13 protein-coding genes and 1 tRNA gene are annotated in these 15,872 nt (G+C 45.3%); 1 reads left to right on the top strand and 13 read right to left on the bottom strand.

Annotated features, from left to right (window positions below):
- Positions 1–79: 79 nt before the first annotated feature.
- From NWE73_RS00005 to rpsU, 7 genes are all read right to left on the bottom strand, one after another.
- Positions 80–156 (bottom strand) — tRNA-Met (locus NWE73_RS00005).
- 109 nt (positions 157–265) lie between these two features.
- A complete protein-coding gene (locus tag NWE73_RS00010; protein ID WP_277576213.1) occupies positions 266–2,035 on the bottom strand; it encodes a DUF885 domain-containing protein in 1,770 nt (589 codons plus the stop codon).
- A 122-nt stretch (positions 2,036–2,157) separates the two neighbouring features.
- Entirely contained in the window at positions 2,158–3,117 is a 960-nt protein-coding gene (locus tag NWE73_RS00015; RefSeq protein WP_277576214.1) for a hypothetical protein, read from the bottom strand.
- Positions 3,118–3,313: 196 nt separating this feature from the next.
- Entirely contained in the window at positions 3,314–5,143 is a 1,830-nt protein-coding gene (rpoD, locus tag NWE73_RS00020) for an RNA polymerase sigma factor RpoD (protein WP_277576215.1), read from the bottom strand.
- 13 nt (positions 5,144–5,156) lie between these two features.
- Positions 5,157–7,025: a DNA primase gene (dnaG, locus tag NWE73_RS00025; RefSeq protein WP_277576216.1), complete on the bottom strand. Its 1,869-nt coding sequence runs from the start codon at positions 7,023–7,025 to the stop codon at positions 5,157–5,159.
- Positions 7,026–7,147: 122 nt separating this feature from the next.
- Positions 7,148–7,594 (bottom strand): GatB/YqeY domain-containing protein, encoded by a 447-nt coding sequence (locus NWE73_RS00030; RefSeq protein WP_277576217.1) that lies wholly within the window; start codon positions 7,592–7,594, stop codon positions 7,148–7,150.
- A 109-nt stretch (positions 7,595–7,703) separates the two neighbouring features.
- A complete protein-coding gene (rpsU, locus tag NWE73_RS00035) occupies positions 7,704–7,898 on the bottom strand; it encodes a 30S ribosomal protein S21 (protein ID WP_407652927.1) in 195 nt (64 codons plus the stop codon).
- 230 nt (positions 7,899–8,128) lie between these two features.
- Here rpsU and tadA point away from each other — a divergent pair, with 230 nt between their 5' ends.
- Complete coding sequence (gene tadA / locus NWE73_RS00040; RefSeq protein WP_277576218.1) at positions 8,129–9,085, top strand: tRNA adenosine(34) deaminase TadA; 957 nt, start codon at positions 8,129–8,131, stop codon at positions 9,083–9,085.
- A 110-nt stretch (positions 9,086–9,195) separates the two neighbouring features.
- Here tadA and NWE73_RS00045 read toward each other — a convergent pair whose 3' ends face one another.
- The 6 genes from NWE73_RS00045 to NWE73_RS00070 all read right to left on the bottom strand — a co-directional run bounded on the left by NWE73_RS00045 (position 9,196) and on the right by NWE73_RS00070 (position 15,867).
- Complete coding sequence (locus tag NWE73_RS00045; protein WP_277576219.1) at positions 9,196–9,873, bottom strand: response regulator transcription factor; 678 nt, start codon at positions 9,871–9,873, stop codon at positions 9,196–9,198.
- A gap of 98 nt (positions 9,874–9,971) precedes the next feature.
- Positions 9,972–10,334, bottom strand: coding sequence for a translation initiation factor (locus tag NWE73_RS00050; RefSeq protein WP_277576220.1), 363 nt, complete (start codon positions 10,332–10,334; stop codon positions 9,972–9,974).
- Positions 10,331–11,866, bottom strand: coding sequence for a SpoVR family protein (locus NWE73_RS00055; protein WP_277576221.1), 1,536 nt, complete (start codon positions 11,864–11,866; stop codon positions 10,331–10,333). Before NWE73_RS00055 ends, NWE73_RS00050 begins: the two co-directional genes overlap by 4 nt.
- A gap of 96 nt (positions 11,867–11,962) precedes the next feature.
- The gene (locus NWE73_RS00060) at positions 11,963–13,060 is read right to left on the bottom strand and encodes a DUF444 family protein (protein ID WP_277576222.1); all 1,098 of its coding nucleotides are present in this window, start codon (positions 13,058–13,060) and stop codon (positions 11,963–11,965) included.
- Entirely contained in the window at positions 13,060–15,135 is a 2,076-nt protein-coding gene (locus NWE73_RS00065; RefSeq protein WP_277576223.1) for a PrkA family serine protein kinase, read from the bottom strand. The genes NWE73_RS00060 and NWE73_RS00065 overlap by 1 nt, the downstream gene beginning before the upstream one ends.
- A 78-nt stretch (positions 15,136–15,213) precedes the next feature.
- Positions 15,214–15,867 carry a hypothetical protein gene (locus tag NWE73_RS00070; RefSeq protein WP_277576224.1) on the bottom strand — a complete coding sequence of 218 codons (654 nt, stop codon included), beginning with the start codon at positions 15,865–15,867 and terminating at the stop codon, positions 15,214–15,216.
- Positions 15,868–15,872 lie beyond the last annotated feature (5 nt).

The raw sequence follows: 15,872 nt of genomic DNA on the forward strand, positions 1-15,872 counted from the left end.
ACAATAAATAATTTATGTAAAGTTCTGATCTATTTCGATTTCTTAAAAACACGAAAACCACCTTGCGGTGGTTTTAAAATGGTAGGGGCTGAGGGACTTGAACCCACGATCCTCCCGTTATGAGCGGGATGCTTTAACCAACTAAGCTAAGCCCCCATCGGGCTGGTTGGAAAATACCTTACCAAAAAGGACGAGGACTACAAAGCCACAGCGCGCCACCCCAAACTTTATCTGGTCAGGTGGAGCGCTAAAACTTACCAACTGCTTAATCGAGAGCCAAACAAGCCGGGCTGTTCTTCACCTTATCGAAAATCATCGGCAGCGGCAGCAGGCCATAGGACAGAACCTGATCATTGAAGCATTTAGGGTCAAAGTTCTGCCCTGCTCTTGCCTCAGCCCATTCTCTGGTTTTTTTAACCATCAAGTAGCCATAGTAATAAGACGGCGCCTGGCCCGGGGCCATGATCGAATAACGACGCAGTTCCAGCTCGGCCATTTCCTTGGAAACGCCCAGTTCTTTGGTGAAAACATCAAACACACGTTGATCTTTGATTTTACCTAACTGAATTTGCGGATCCAAGAAGGCTCTCGCCATTCTCCAAAGACGCATTTGCAAGCCCACAAATTTTTCCTCGTCTTTGACATAAGGATAAACCATGTCTTCCGCATACAAAGCCCAACCTTCGACATTCACGCTATTCATGGCATAAGTGGCGCGAATCATCGACATTCCGCCTTCCAACATACGACTGAACTGAAGATCATGCCCAGGACGCCCCTCATGAGCCGTCAACATGATCGCCGCATACTGATGAGTGAAATCGTCATAAGGCATTTTGCCCTTCGCCGTCGGCACAACAAACTCAGGACGCTCCCCTTTATTATTTACGAACGGAGGAGGATTCAAATGTGGAACTGGAGCGGCTTTACTTTCTGCCTCCCCAGCAAGGCGAATCACCAAAGGTTGCGCGGGCAAAGTTGCGATTCTGTTCTTGATAATAATGTCTTTCAGACGGGCATCCGCTTCGTGATAAAGCTTTTCCACTTCATCATGCTTGGTCACTTGCTTCTTTTTCAAGAAAGCCATGACGTCTTTCGGCTGTGACGACTGCAAGTGATACTTTTTAGCTAAGTTTTTCGCCAATGCCTGATAGCGAGGATAAAGCTCTTTGTACCCTGCCTCGCCGATCTCGATCAGCTCTTCAGGACTTACTTGGAAGCCCATGGCCTTTAAGTTAAAGGCATACAGATCACGGGGTAGCTGAGCTTTCGTGCGCGCATAAGGTAAAATGTCGGATTTAACAAAGGCATCGAACACCACGGCCTGACTTTTAAACTTTTCATAGTCTGCCTGCCAATCCGTGCGCCCCGTTGATTTCAACAACTCTTCAATTCCCGCCGTGTAGGTCGGACTTTCGGAAAGATACAAATCCACTTCGCGCTTATACGGATAAACAGGATTTTTTCCGGCAAATTCTTTCGCTTGCTCTTTCATGTGCTCTGCACACGCCACCAGGAAAGGCTTGTACTTGCCAAAACCATTCACGTACTTTTTAAAACGATCCACAGCCTTGGCCTGTCTGTCTTTCGGGATCTGTGGATTGATCATGGCCTGCAAGCCTTGGAAAATGTCCTTCGTCCCAGCGTTAAAGGTCATCACCGCCAGCTTCTTATCCAGCTCGGTTCCTTCAATGGTCAGTTTCACTTTTTCCTTAAGGATTGCAATGTCCTCAAGAGTTTCAGGGGGATGAGATTTCTTCGATTCAGATTCAAGCTTTGCCAACCATTTCTTTTCAAAAGAAAGAATACGTTCTTCATACGTGGAATCTAGCCCTGTGACCTCGGTATCAAATTCAGAGAATCCCAAGTAAGAAGCCATCTCTGGTGAAAGACTTCCGCGTTCGCGTGAATATTTATTTGCGATCTCGTCAGACTGGCGAATCCAATCCTTCACAGAAGGCAGGGTCGACGTTTTTTGATGGGAACAAGATGCCAATACAATCAATGCAGAAACAAGGACAGTCTTCCAGGTCATAATATCTCCTAGTCAAACTTGATTTGATTTTCAAATCTGTTCATTGGCAATATCTTTCATGACTGGAAAAACAAAAAGCCCTCCGAAGAGGGCTTTAAAGTCGTTCAAATTTTTTTGAAGGCTTATCTAACGGCTCCAGATCTTTCCGCCTTATTCTCTTTTTCCTTAGGCGCAGATTTCGGTGAAATTCCACCACCCATCATCACCACGCCGCCGCCAATCATCATACCACCAACTCCTGGCATCATGCCCATGCCGTATATGCCACCACCATAGACACCCATACCCCAGGCTTGGTCTGCCATCGTGCATGCTGCTATCTTAGAACCGAGGTCAAAATTCCCCATCGCATTAGGTTTCTCGCTCTCAGCACCCAAGAAGCTAGAAAAAGATTTTCCTTCAGCCTTGAGTTCTTTCGCACGACCGTCATAAGCCATTTGCGCTTGAGCGAATAAAGATCCACATTGAGCCGCATTTTGTGAGCCCATTTGCTTCACAATCGGAGTCAAAGCATCACAGAATTTTTTGTCATAGTTGACCTTAGCTTCGACTGCTGCTTTTTCATCTTTTGCTTGGTACGCAATATCCTGGTTCACAGCGCAGTTGTCGCCATCGTAGACAAAAGTGCTTTCCAACGATTTAAGAACAGGCATCTTCATCGTACAAGTTGGACAGTTATACTTTTTCGCCAATTCAACCTGCTTTTTCATATCAAAAAGCTTATTCACAGACATGATTTTTCCATCTTGTCTTTTGATTTCGACAGTTTTTCTAACGGTCTCAAAAATCATTTTACCGCTACCATCCATACGCGGCTCTTTAGATTTATAAACGATTGTCTCTACGCCATTGGCATTTGATCTTGAAACAATTCTATTTGCATCAAACACTTCCGTTTGGCCTTCTGGATTGATTGCGAAAGCTGCGCCATCTGGATCCATTCCCACAAACATATCCATAGTGGCTTGATTCACCTTCGCCTGACAGGCAAAGTTCTTATTCATTTTAGCCAAGTCCATGCCAGATGCCGCCATTGCTGTCGTCGCTGAACACATCAATGTCAGCAGAATTCCCAATCTCACCAGAGCCTCCCATTTAAGTTTTGATTGCAGCTTATCAGAGGATCTACAAAACATGATATGGTCTAAGAAAAGAGCAGGTCCTTGGTCTACGGCAGAAATCCGAAATTTGTGGCTCGGAGGGATCTATACAGCGATAACGATAAAAAAAACGGGGACAAATTGTCCCCGTTTTAATCTTCAATATTTTTTTATAACCTTAGTTATCAACGAAGTTTTTCAACTTGTTGCTGCGAGAAGGATGACGAAGCTTACGAAGAGCCTTCGCCTCGATCTGACGAATACGTTCACGAGTTACGTTGAAGTCTTGCCCCACTTCTTCCAACGTGTGATCCGATTCTTCACCGATACCGAAACGCATACGAAGAACTTTTTCTTCTCTTGGAGTCAAAGTCGAAAGAACACGGCGAGTTTGTTCCGCCAAGTTCAGGTTCACAATCGCTTCTGCAGGATTGATCACCTTTTTGTCTTCGATAAAGTCGCCCAAGTGTGAATCTTCTTCTTCCCCTACTGGAGTTTCCAAAGAAATCGGCTCTTTTGCGATTTTCAAAACTTTACGAACTTTGTCTACCGGCATGTCCATTTTATCAGCGATCTCTTCAGGGGTTGGCTCGCGGCCAAGCTCTTGAATGAGGTAACGAGATGTACGAACAAGCTTATTGATAGTCTCGATCATATGAACAGGGATACGGATCGTACGCGCCTGATCGGCAATCGCACGAGTGATCGCCTGACGAATCCACCAAGTTGCGTAAGTCGAGAATTTGTAACCACGACGGTACTCGAATTTATCAACGGCTTTCATCAAACCGATGTTACCTTCCTGGATCAAATCCAAGAATTGCAAACCACGGTTCGTGTACTTCTTAGCGATCGAAACCACGAGACGAAGATTCGCCTCTACCAACTCAGATTTCGCTGCATCGGCCTCACGCTCACCTTTCCAGATGGCTGTGTATGTTTCTTTCACCCAAGTGTGATTCATTTCAGTTTCTGAATCCAAACGCTTGATACGGACTTCAGCTTCTTGAGCCTGGATCACGTAAGATTTGTACTTTTGATAGTTCAAACCTGTATCGCGAGTCATTCTTGTTAATTCTTTTTCATTCGACTCAACAAGCTTCATACGCTCAATCATCGATGCAACGTCTTTAGAGAACGTGCGCTCAACACCGTCTTTAATACGACGACGAAGAGTTCCGATACGACCTACCAAGTTTTTGAACTTGATCACGATACGGTTGATGGTTTTACGGTTGAAGTTCACTGATTCAAAATTCGCCATCAACTTGTCATTCATTAGAACAAGTTCTTTCATGGCTGCTTGACGAGCAGGCGTGTTCGTTTCTTCTTTACGAAGAACTTCGAACTGCTTCGCTGAGGCTTTTTGGTACTCAGTGACTTTGCCGATCAATTCATGAATTTTGTCGATGTACTCTTTTTCATCGTACTGAGTGTCTTCGTCCTCAAGACCACGGAAGATCGCCTTAACTTTGATACGTCCTTCATCAAGACGTTTACCAAGTTGGATGATCTCGTAAGTTCCCAAAGGAGACAAAAGGATCGCACGAACGATCTCGCGCTCCCCTTTTTCGATACGACGAGCAATCTCAACTTCACCCTCACGAGTTAGAAGCGAGACGCTACCCATTTTACGCAAATAAAGACGAACAGGGTCATTGCCCTTAACGTCTTCGCTTTCAGCTTTTTCTTCTTCATCTACTTCTTCGTCGTCAGAATCAGGGCTTTCAAGGAATGAACCTTCGCCTTCTTCGTCTTTCGAAGTTTCAGACAAGTCTGAAATTACTACACCACCAGCCTCTAGGCCATGCATGAAGGCATCTAGAGCTGCGGGGGCGATAATTTCAGGAGGAAGGAGGTCGTTGATCTCTTCGATCGTCAACGCGCCTTTCTCTTTTGCAAGCTTCAGAAACTTCTGAATTTCTTCTTTAATTAGAAGTTCTTGTTCCTGCAAAGAAAGAACTTTTGTAGGTTCTTTCTCTTGTTTGTTTGGTAGGTTTTGTTTCATCAATACCTCGCCTTTACCCTTTATTCAGAGAGAGTCTATCTCTATGAGCTTTCATTATCTGTTCCAACTTTTCTGAGCTTGGCTCGGACTTTAATTCCTGAGCCAATTGCTTCGCTTGATCACGCAAGAAATTGTCGCGTACGCGCTTAAAGCAATCGCCTAGAAGCTTCATCTCTTTCTCTTCGTCAAACCCTGGGTCGCCATCTGGAGTCGGCTCCGCAACAAATAATAATTCAGGGTGATCTACATAAGAGACTAGAAGACTGGTCAATTTATCAAACTTATTAAGATCTTGTCTATACACATCGGAAGCTTTCTCGAGGATCTTTTTCACTCCCGTGTGTGCAATGTAATCGAGTACTTTTTCATTCACAAAACGCTCGAAGTTGGCACGACTTTTGAGCACCAGGCCCAGCAGCATTACCTCGGCTTTGGAGGCACCTTTCAAGCTAATCTTGCCCCCTTCTGCACTGTCTGACACAGCTGCAGGAGGTGTTGGGTTAGCATTTTGAGGCTGCATACTTGGCTGCACCGTCCTAGAGATTCCAGGGCGATTTTGCGAATATACAGGTCCGCTGCTTTGTAGACCCACAGCCTGACGGAGCCAAGGCAGGGTCACACTCATCTTCTGAGCGGCCTCAGCCAGGTACAAATCGCGCAAACGCTGATCTGGGATCACCTCATACAAAGGCTTCAATTTATCCGCGAGCTTAACCTTCTCAGAGGCATCACCGCGATAACCTTCCATCCAACGTGCCAAGATCATTACAAACAAATCTGGGGCGCGTTCCAGCTCAATTTTCAAAGCTTCCGCACCATACTTCTTCACATAATCATCAGGGTCCATGTTGTTTGGAAGCGTCAGACCTTTCGGATACAAATCAGCCGCCAACAAGATTGGCAAACTTCTTTCCGCCGCTTCCATTCCCGCAGAGTCACCATCAAAAAGTGCCACGACGTTTTTAGTCATACGTTTCAGCATTCTTCCATGATCCGGAGTCAAAGCCGTTCCCATGGTCGCCACAGAGTTGCGAATGCCCGCTTGATAAAGCGACACCAGATCCATATAGCCTTCAACGATCAAGGCCATATCTTCGCTGCGAATGTATTTTGCCGTCTGCGAAAGTCCGTACAGAACTTTGCCTTTTATGAAGACCGGCGTTTCTGGAGAATTTAAATATTTAGGTTCAGTTTCTTTTTTCTCGAGGTAACGTCCACCGAACGCAATGGGCTCACCCATTGGAGAAAAGATCGGGAACATCAAACGATCTCTGAACAGATCGAAGTAACCTGGCTTGCCATTGCGGGCTTTTACCAAGCGCGCTTCTTCAGCCAGGGTCATTGAGATTTGCTTGCCTTGCAGATGTCTTTCCAGACCATCCCACTCAGCAATCGCGTATCCAATACCAAAGGTTTCGATCACTTCCTGAGTCAGTCCACGACTTGCGATGTACTTTTTCACAGGATGATCATTGGAAACGCGTTTTAGCTGATCAGAAAAATAATCAGCTGCAACTTTATTAACTTTTAAAAGGGCCTTCTTTTTATCCGCCAGCTGATCACGGTTTGGATCATCATTTTCAGGAGCCGGAATCGGAATGCTCGCGCGATTTGCAAGATACTCCACAGCTTCCGGGAAATTCATCCCCTGGTAGTCGCGCAAGAACGAGAACATGTTCCCGCTTTTGTGACATCCGAAGCAATGATAGACCTGTTTGGTTTCCGAAACGGAGAACGACGCCGTTTTTTCAGCGTGATCTGGAAACGGACAGCGGCCCATAAGGCCGCTACCACTAGGTTTTAACTGTGTGTATTGAGAAATGAGGTCTACAAGGTTATTCGCCTCGGAAACCTTCTCAATAAAGTCTTGAGAAAATCGCATGCTTGTCTACACTCCGGCTTCGCCGGAGTAGTCATCCAATTCAGCTTTCCTGAATTGTCTTCCCTATCTCCGACCACCATTAAGAACATGTTCACAGATTGACTTGCGTCAAGGTCTGGGAACTAGGCCAATTTAGCTTTAATAACTTCGCTTACGATTTTGTTGTCGGCGGCGCCACCGGATTTTGCGATGACTTCTTTCATCACAGGACCCATGTCCTTCACGGTTTTAGCACCCAATGCTGCAATAACTTCTACAACCAAAGCTTCGATCTGTTCACGGCCCATTTGCGCTGGCAAATAGACTTCAAGAACTTTCAACTCTGCAGTTTCTTGATCAACGAGATCCTGGCGGCCAGCTTGTTGAAACTGATCGATAGATTCTTTTCTTTGTTTTACTAATTTTTTGATTACGAGCAACACTTCATCTGGAGTGATTGCATCCGGGCGCATATCGATTTCACGATTTTTGATCGCTGCTTGGAGCATACGAAGAGCTCCCAACTTAACTGATTCTTTTGCGATCATTGCGGCTTTAACGTCGGCGGCGATTTTATCTCTGATTTCCATAGGGTCTCCCAAAAGTCATAAGAATGCGGAATAGCGTACTTTTGATAGAACAGAGGCGACCAGTGGCCGCCTCTATCAAACGTTTGAAAAACGAAGTTCTTATTCAGAACTAGTCGTTCCAACCTTTTCTAGATTTCTTAACAGCGCGCTTACGAGCTGCGATAGATTTCTTTTTAAGTCTTACTGAAGGCTTTTCAAAGTGTTCACGTTTTTTAACTTCAGAAAGAATACCTGCTTTTTCGCAAGATTTTTTGAATTTTCTGAATGCAGATTCGAAAGACTCTCCGTCTTTGATCTTAACCATTGCCACGACAATCACCTTCCCTTCAACTGTGGAAACAAGAAGCAGAGTGTATAACAAAGCAGCAGCAAAGGGGCAACCCTATGAGGTCGTGACGCGGCGAATTGTTCATTTCCCCGGTGTACCCTTTTGGATAAAGATCGCGTAGGGTTTTGTTTATGATAGTTATCTATTCAATTTCATTGAGATTATTAATAACTTAATTGATTCCTGTTCATCGAGGTCTGAGGGTTATGAGTACTGAATTTTCTTCTCCAACGATCCAGTTGGCGAGCAAGTTAGACGAAAAGTGGATGAAGAAAGCGCTGAAATTGGCAGCCAAAGCTGGCAACAAGGGTGAAGTTCCAGTCGGAGCAGTCTTGGTCTCCCCTTCCGGCGAAGTTTTGGCCCAAGCCTCAAATGTGCGCGAGACCCTTGCGACAACACTCGGTCATGCAGAACTTCTTGCGATCCATCGCGCTTCCAAAAAACTTCAATCATGGCGTTTAGAAGACTGCACTTTGTATGTAACTCTTGAACCCTGTGTGATGTGCGCCGGCGCCATTCAACAAGCTCGCTTGGGTCGTGTCGTGTATGGCGCAACTGATGCGAAAGCAGGCGGCGTCGAAAGTCTTTACAACATTCTTGCAGACACTCGCTTGAATCATCAGGTGCAGGTCACTCGCGGAGTTTTGGCGGCTGAATGTTCGAAGCTGTTGACTGATTTTTTTCAACATCGTCGTGATGAAATCAAAAAAGAAAAGTCGGAAAAAATTTATCGCCCCCGCGCCTCTGTCATCGTGGTTCACAAAAACAAAGTATTGGGATTCAATGCCGTGGATCCTCATTCAGGACAGAAGTATTTCTTCATGCCCGGAGGTGGTGTCGAGACTGGCGAATCCGCAGCCGTAGCGGCCCAACGGGAAACACTCGAAGAGACGGGTTACAAAATTCGCGTTCTTGAAGAAACTGAATTCCGCAGAAAGTATGACTTCCCCTGGAACGGCAAAATCAATCACTGCGATACGGTCTTCTTTCTTGGCGTCCTGGATGAAGAATGGCATGCACCTAGCGAAGTGCAGGATGCCGATTATCATCGAGGCGTTCAGTGGATCGAAGGGAAGAATGTTGATAAAGTCTTTGCATACAACAAAGATATTCTCTGGGCGGCACAAAAACTTATGAAGGTGGCGAGGAAACAGCGCCTTTAGAGTGGACATGTTTCATTTTGCTCTCTGAGCTTATAAAAAAAGCGGAAGTTTCCTTCCGCTTTTTTATTTTTTTTGCGCGCTGTAGACCCAAAAAAGAAGCAGGTACCTTTTTATTCTTGGGCTTCCAGGCGGTAGCCCAAAGATGGAACGGCGACGATGCGGCCGTTGAATTTTTGGATCTTGCGTTTCAAATAGTTGATTTGAGAATCGACGTTACGTGATGTCACTTCCGTGTCTCCCCAAATTTCCATCAAACACTTTTCGCGAGTGACTAGGTGGTTCTTCGCGGCAACTAGCATTTTTAGGATATCAAACTGTTTCGGCGTAAGATTCACTTCCTCGCCATCTACATAAACTTGACGAGACAGAAGGTTCATCTTCAAGTTGGCAGCAGTCAGTTCCGCAGCCACATCTGGCTCTTTCTCGGAAAGGCGTGCCTTGATTCTAAGAATCAATTCTTTAACGTGGAACGGCTTTGAGATAAAATCATCAGCGCCTGTCTCGAAGGCTTTGATACGTTCATCAATAGTTGCCGCACCAGAAACGAAGATGATCGGCGTATTTTTAGTCGCCTCATTTTCCTTCACTTCACGGCAGACATCCACACCCAACAAACCAGGCATTTTATAATCCAGCAGGATCAGATCTGGTTTTTTTGAATTAATCAGATTGACCGCAGACATGCTGTCCGAGGTGTATGAGCATTCATAAGTTGAGCCCAAAATTTCTGCCAAGAGCTTGCAACTTTCTTCATAGTCATCAACGATCACTATTCTTTTAGCAGCCAAACTAGCTCTCCTCATGGAATCTGTAATGTTCGTAAACATATTCATATTTGAAGAATGTCGCTTATCGAACAAAAATACAAGTTTTGAAAAGTCTAGATTTACATACCTTTGTATCGTAGGCCCTTCGCATCAAAAATCTTTTTGAGCTGCTCGCGCTTGTCGCCTTGAATTTCGATGGTTCCATGCTTTTCGCCAAGGCTGTGGGATCCACCCACACCGCATTTTGCCTTGAGCTCCTTGGAAAGGTCTTTCAAATAGTTTTCATTTCTTGGAAAACCGTCCATAACCGTGACCGTTTTGCCGCCCCGGCCGTTTTTCTCTAGACGGAAAATAACGGTAAACTTAGCCCCCTCGGCGGAATCTTCCGGACGACAACGGCATTCCGCCTTCAATTCCTTGCAGTTTGCACAAACGACATTGTCTTTTGGATCGGTACTATAAACTAAACGAGTATTCTTCATGAACCTGTGCTCTCTTGATTTGACGAATTCGAGCCCGAACTCGCGCCCGGCCCCTCTCCCAGTTTATGCTGGGTATATTCTTTTCCGTCAAATCTGAAAAGCTGCGGGCTCTCGTCCATCACTGTGGCGATGTTCACCGGTCTTTTCCAGAGCTTAAATACGTTTTTTAGAGTCTCACTCATGAAGTCGGGCTGCATGTCGATGCCTTCGTGCAGATGCGTCAACAAAAGCTCACCACGATTTTCAAAGTTTGCATCTTCGATACGAATAATTGGTTGTCCAAAGTTCGTCATATGAAACAGCAACTGCGCTTTGATCGCCTTGAAATTTTGCGTATCGACTTCAAACTTCTGGGTCTTCTTATTGAACTTGTAAACGAACATCTTGTTCTTAACGCAGAACTCTTCTGTTAAGAACTGGTCAATAAAGGTCACATCGTTGCAGACCTTGCGCACTTCAAAGATTTTCTCACGGCCAAGATTCAATTTCTTGTCCCAGTGCTTTCTTTCGCGAACATCATCGCACTCATCCCATTCGCGCCCGAATTGACCTTTATTCCAGCGTTCTTCGATATTGCGCATAAGTTCGATGCCGACCTTATACGGATTGTATCCGTTGGGTGCCATCGCCATAGTCCCGGCGTGATGATCGGCGAAATCAATGATCTCTGAATCATCCAGAATTTTTGTCGTCATCAATTTTGAATGCCAGTACGAAGCCCAACCTTCATTCATGGTCTTGGTCATACCCTGCGGAGAGAAGTAGTAAGCTTCATCTCTGATAATGGTCAGTACGTCCACCTGCCAGTCCGCCAGCGGAGCGTGGTGAATCAAAAATTTTAAGATGTCTTTTTCAGGTTCTGCCGGGAATCGTTGCGCTCTTTGCAAAGCTTCGTCCTCAGCACGTTTCTTTTGTTCCGCCACGAAAGCAGGCGGATTGATATAATCGCGCATGTAATCGCGATCTACGCGAAGCAAATAGTTATTCTCTTTCGGAGGCTCTGGAGACTTAGTCACAGACTTTTCCACAAAGGGACTATAGCGATCGATAAGATTTTCAACGCTCAAACAAACGTCGATGAAGTTTTCCACCACATCAATACCATAGCGATCCATGTAACGGCGAATGCGAGTCGCATGATTCGCCATTTGGTCCATCATTTTCCTGTTGGTCTTAGAGAACCAGATATTGTTCTTAAAGAAATCGCAGTGACCATACACATGGGCCATCACAAGCTTCTGATCCATCATCGCATTGCCTTCCATCAAGTAGGCATAGCAGGGATCCGTGTTGATCACCATTTCGTAAATTTTTGAAAGACCGTACTCATAGCTTTTAGAGAGATGTTCATACTCCATCCCGAATTTCCAATGTGGATAGCGAACCGGGAAACCACCATAAGCCGCAAACTGATTGATCTGATCGTAAGAGATCAATTCAAAAATAGTCTCGAAGCAATCCAGACCCGCTTCTTTGGCAATCTGACAAATTCTTTTTCTCTCTGCTTCTAACTCAGGTGTTAAATTAGCCATATGGTTCTCGCCTCTCTGCAAAAGGTGCCAGGCACCTTTTGCTTCACTCGCTGCATAAATTGCTGCTCTGAGCCTCAAAAAGGTACGGCGTACCTTCTAGCGTCCTTTGCCGAGGAAATCTTTGATGGAATCTAGGATTTTGTCTCGGGTTTCGATTTGGCTTGTTGTGATTCGTTCATCTTCGCCGAACTCTTTTTGCAGATCTTTTAGGAACTGGCCGCTGCCGTATTTACTTTCGACTTGGCCGTATCCGAATTGATTGCAGTTCGGGAGGAAGAACTCCTGCAACATCTTAATACATAGACGCGTATCCTCGCCGCTCCAGTTATCGCCATCTGAAAAATGGAACGGATAAATGTTCCATTCGTTCACCGGGTAATCGGCCTGGATGATTTCCTGACAGAGCTTGTAGGCAGAACTGATCAAAGTTCCGCCGGATTCGCTGGTCCTAAAGAAAGTGTCTTCATCAACTTCTTTTGCCGAGGCATCGTGGATGATGAAGCGGGTCTCTAAACCCTTATAATGTTTCTTTAACCAGGTATTAATCCAAAAGCTTTCAAGGCGAACGATTTCTTTTTGTTCGTCCCCCATACTGCCCGACACGTCCATCATATAAATGACGACGGCCTGAGTTTGCGGCTTCGTCACCTTCTTAAAGGACTTATATTTCATATCGCGCTTGATCGGCAGAACCACCGGATCTTCCGCATTATAACTTCCTGAAGAAACATGACGTTTTAAGGCCTGCTTATAGGAAGATTTAAAATGGCGCAGACCTTCAGGTCCCACCGGAGCAAGCCCCGTGAATTTGGTCTTCACCGCTTCAATATTTTTAGAACCTTTGGGCTGGATGCGCGGAAGCTCGAGCTTTTCACCAAGAATATCTGCGAGTTCTTCCATGGAAAGCTCAACTTCAAGCAAGTGTTCCCCTGGGGCTTCACCGGCTCGACCTTTACCACCTTCACCTGGATCACCGACATCTTGACCGGGCTGACCCTCGCCTTGACCAACACCGCCCGATTGTTTCGGACCATATCGGAAATTGGGAATGTCGATGCGAGGAAGCGGAATCTTTACGAACTCGTCTTCACGTTTCCCAATCATTTCGCCTTGGGAAACGTATTTGCGAAGGTCTTCTTTAACCTTGCCTTTGACGATGTCTTTAAATCGATTTTGATCTTCCCGTATCGACATTATTTACTCTTTACATCCCCACGAGCGAAGATACTAGCAACGTAATGAAGTACGTCCGTCGCAGAAATCTCATCATAACCAAAGTCTTTGATGAGACGGGTTTTAACTACATCAATCTTTTCCTGGGTATCCTTGTCGGCAACATTACTTACAAGCGTCGTAAGTTTGATGCTGTCTTTTTGATCTTCAAAAAGTTTCAGCTCAATCGCTTTGTGCAAGCGTTCATTCATCTTGTAGTTGAACTTTTTGCCTTCCAAAGCCAGTGCACCGATGTAATTCATAATCTCGCGGCGGAAGTCGTCTTTGCGAGACTCAGGAATTTCGATCTTATCCTCGATCGATCTCATCAAACGCTCATCCGGCTCTTCATCGTTCCCCGTGAATTGATTTCTTACGCGCTCTCTTTGTGTGTAAGCCTTCACGTTGTCGATGTAATTGCCGCAAAGTCTTTGCATCGCACTTTCGTCAGCGCTGATCGCTCTTTGCACTTCGGCCTTAATGATCTCTTCGTATTCCTGCATCACCACGCCCAAAAGTTCGCGGTATTCAGTTTTCAACTCTTCATCAGAGATCAAGGAGTGACTCTTCAACCCCGATTCCAACTCTTTAAAGACCATGAACGGATTCACAGAGCCTTTGTTGGACTGTTGAGCTGCGACCAGGGCGTTCGATAATTTATCTTGGATGTAACGAGCGGAAATACCCTCCAGACCCTCGCGCTGAGTTTCTTTACGAAGCTCACGCACGTTGTCTTCGGTATAGTTCGGCAACGTTTTACCATTATACAGTTTGAGTTTTTGCAAACGTGTGAGGTTTGCTTTTTTAGGTTTTTCCAAACGAGTAAGGATCGCCCACATCGCTGCCATCTCAACCGTATGCGGAGCAATGGATATACCACGCACCTTCTGCGAATTGAAATCGCGCTTATAGATATTCACTTCATCTCTCCAACGAGTAATATAAGGAATATCTATCTTCACAGTACGGTCACGAAGCGCTTCCATGAATTCGTTGTCTTGAAGACGACGGTACTCTGGTTCATTCGTATGACCGATAATCACTTCATCGATATGAGTCTGTGCGAATTTCTTTGGTTTGACTCTGTGTTCTTGTGATGCGCCCAAAAGGTCGTACAAGAACGCCACGTCCAATTTCAATACCTCAACGAATTCGATCATACCGCGATTGGCGATATTAAACTCTCCGTCAAAGTTGAAAGCCCGTGGATCTGAATCGGAACCGTACTCTGCGATCTTACGGTAATTGATATCACCCGTAAGCTCCGTGGAGTCCTGATTCTTTTCATCTTTCGGTTGGAAGGTACCAATCCCTACACGGTCAGCTTCGGATAAGAACAAACGTCTTACGCGGACATGCTTGAAGACCTGCATCAAGTCGCCGTCGTATTTTTCCATCAAAGCCTTGAAAATAAAGCGCGATGGCGGACTGAGCTCACCGTCCACATTGACCCGGAAGCTGCCGTCTTGTCCTTTATTCAGGGAATCATAAACAGAAGAGCGTAGGTCATCCGGAATGAGTAACAAAGGCTCCTCATTCATTGGCGTTGGGAAAATTTTAACGCCCTTGCCAAGAATGCCATCAAGTTCAAGTTTTTCATCGACCCAGTCAAATGTGTAAACCGCACCGGTGTCAGAGTAAGAATAGCGTTCAAGGCCTTTTTTAAGCATCCGACAGATCGTCGACTTTGCCGAACCCACCGGACCGTGCAGAAGAATAACACGCTTCTCAGTTCCGTAACCAAGAGCCGCGGCTTTCAACACGTTCACCAGTTTCATCAACTGCACGTCCAATCCAAACACCGCATCTTTACCGTTGTTGAATTTGTCGTCGAAGAACTTATAGCGAACGACTTCTTTTTTAAAATCTGTGTAGGTTTCTGTGCCTTCTTCAACAATCATGTCGAACATGCGTTGATAAGCATTGCGCGTGACCTTGGGGTTCTTTTTGACGATATCAAGATACTCGTCAAAGGTTCCGCTCCAATGTGCTTTTGCAGTCGCGCTTGAGTTTTGCCAGTTGGCTACTAACGAATGAAGGTCGAACTTAGAGGCCATATTATCTCCCCCGGTGGTGATGGGTGACACACCTACTAAGTTAGATTATGCATCATTGCTAGACGGTTAACGAGTTTTTTAATTTATTTGTATTGCCTTGAAGCCCTCAGGCTGCTTCAGCGTGAATGTCTCAGATTTGAACTCGACCTCTGTCTGGGGTGCTTTAAACAGCCACTGCATCTCGAATTGCGGGGCTGTAATCACAACTTTTTTCTGACCTTCATTTCTATCTTTCCACTCAACACGAATAGCTCGCTGAGCGTTCTCACACCTTGCAATCAATCCTATTGCATCTGAATAGCATTTCCAGCCCATTCCACGCACCGGCTCATCGAAGGCAATATAGGTCAGATTCATGGGATGCAAAGGCAATCCTATCATTCGTGCGACGGCGCTTTCTGAGTTTCTTCCATAATAAAATTTCTTTTCGGGATAGATAGCATAAGAAATTTCTTTGGGAGACATAACCAAACTTGCTACCTGAAAACCCAGCAAAGCAGTGATCTCGAGTCTAGCTCGATCGTTCTTAATCGCCATGATATCGATATTTACTGACTGAGTTTTTTGTTCTTTGAGGTTGCGAATCAACGCTTTTGTTTCCCATTGAGCTTTTTGAAATCCACCTTCGTGCACTGGCTTCGTCGCGCAACCACTGAAAACCCAAGTCGCGCAGAACAGAACAAGCGAAACAAATGCCGGAGAAACAAAAAAGAGATTGAACCTATTTTTCATTCCCT

This window comes from Bdellovibrio svalbardensis (assembly GCF_029531655.1).
Lineage (GTDB): Bacteria > Bdellovibrionota > Bdellovibrionia > Bdellovibrionales > Bdellovibrionaceae > Bdellovibrio > Bdellovibrio svalbardensis.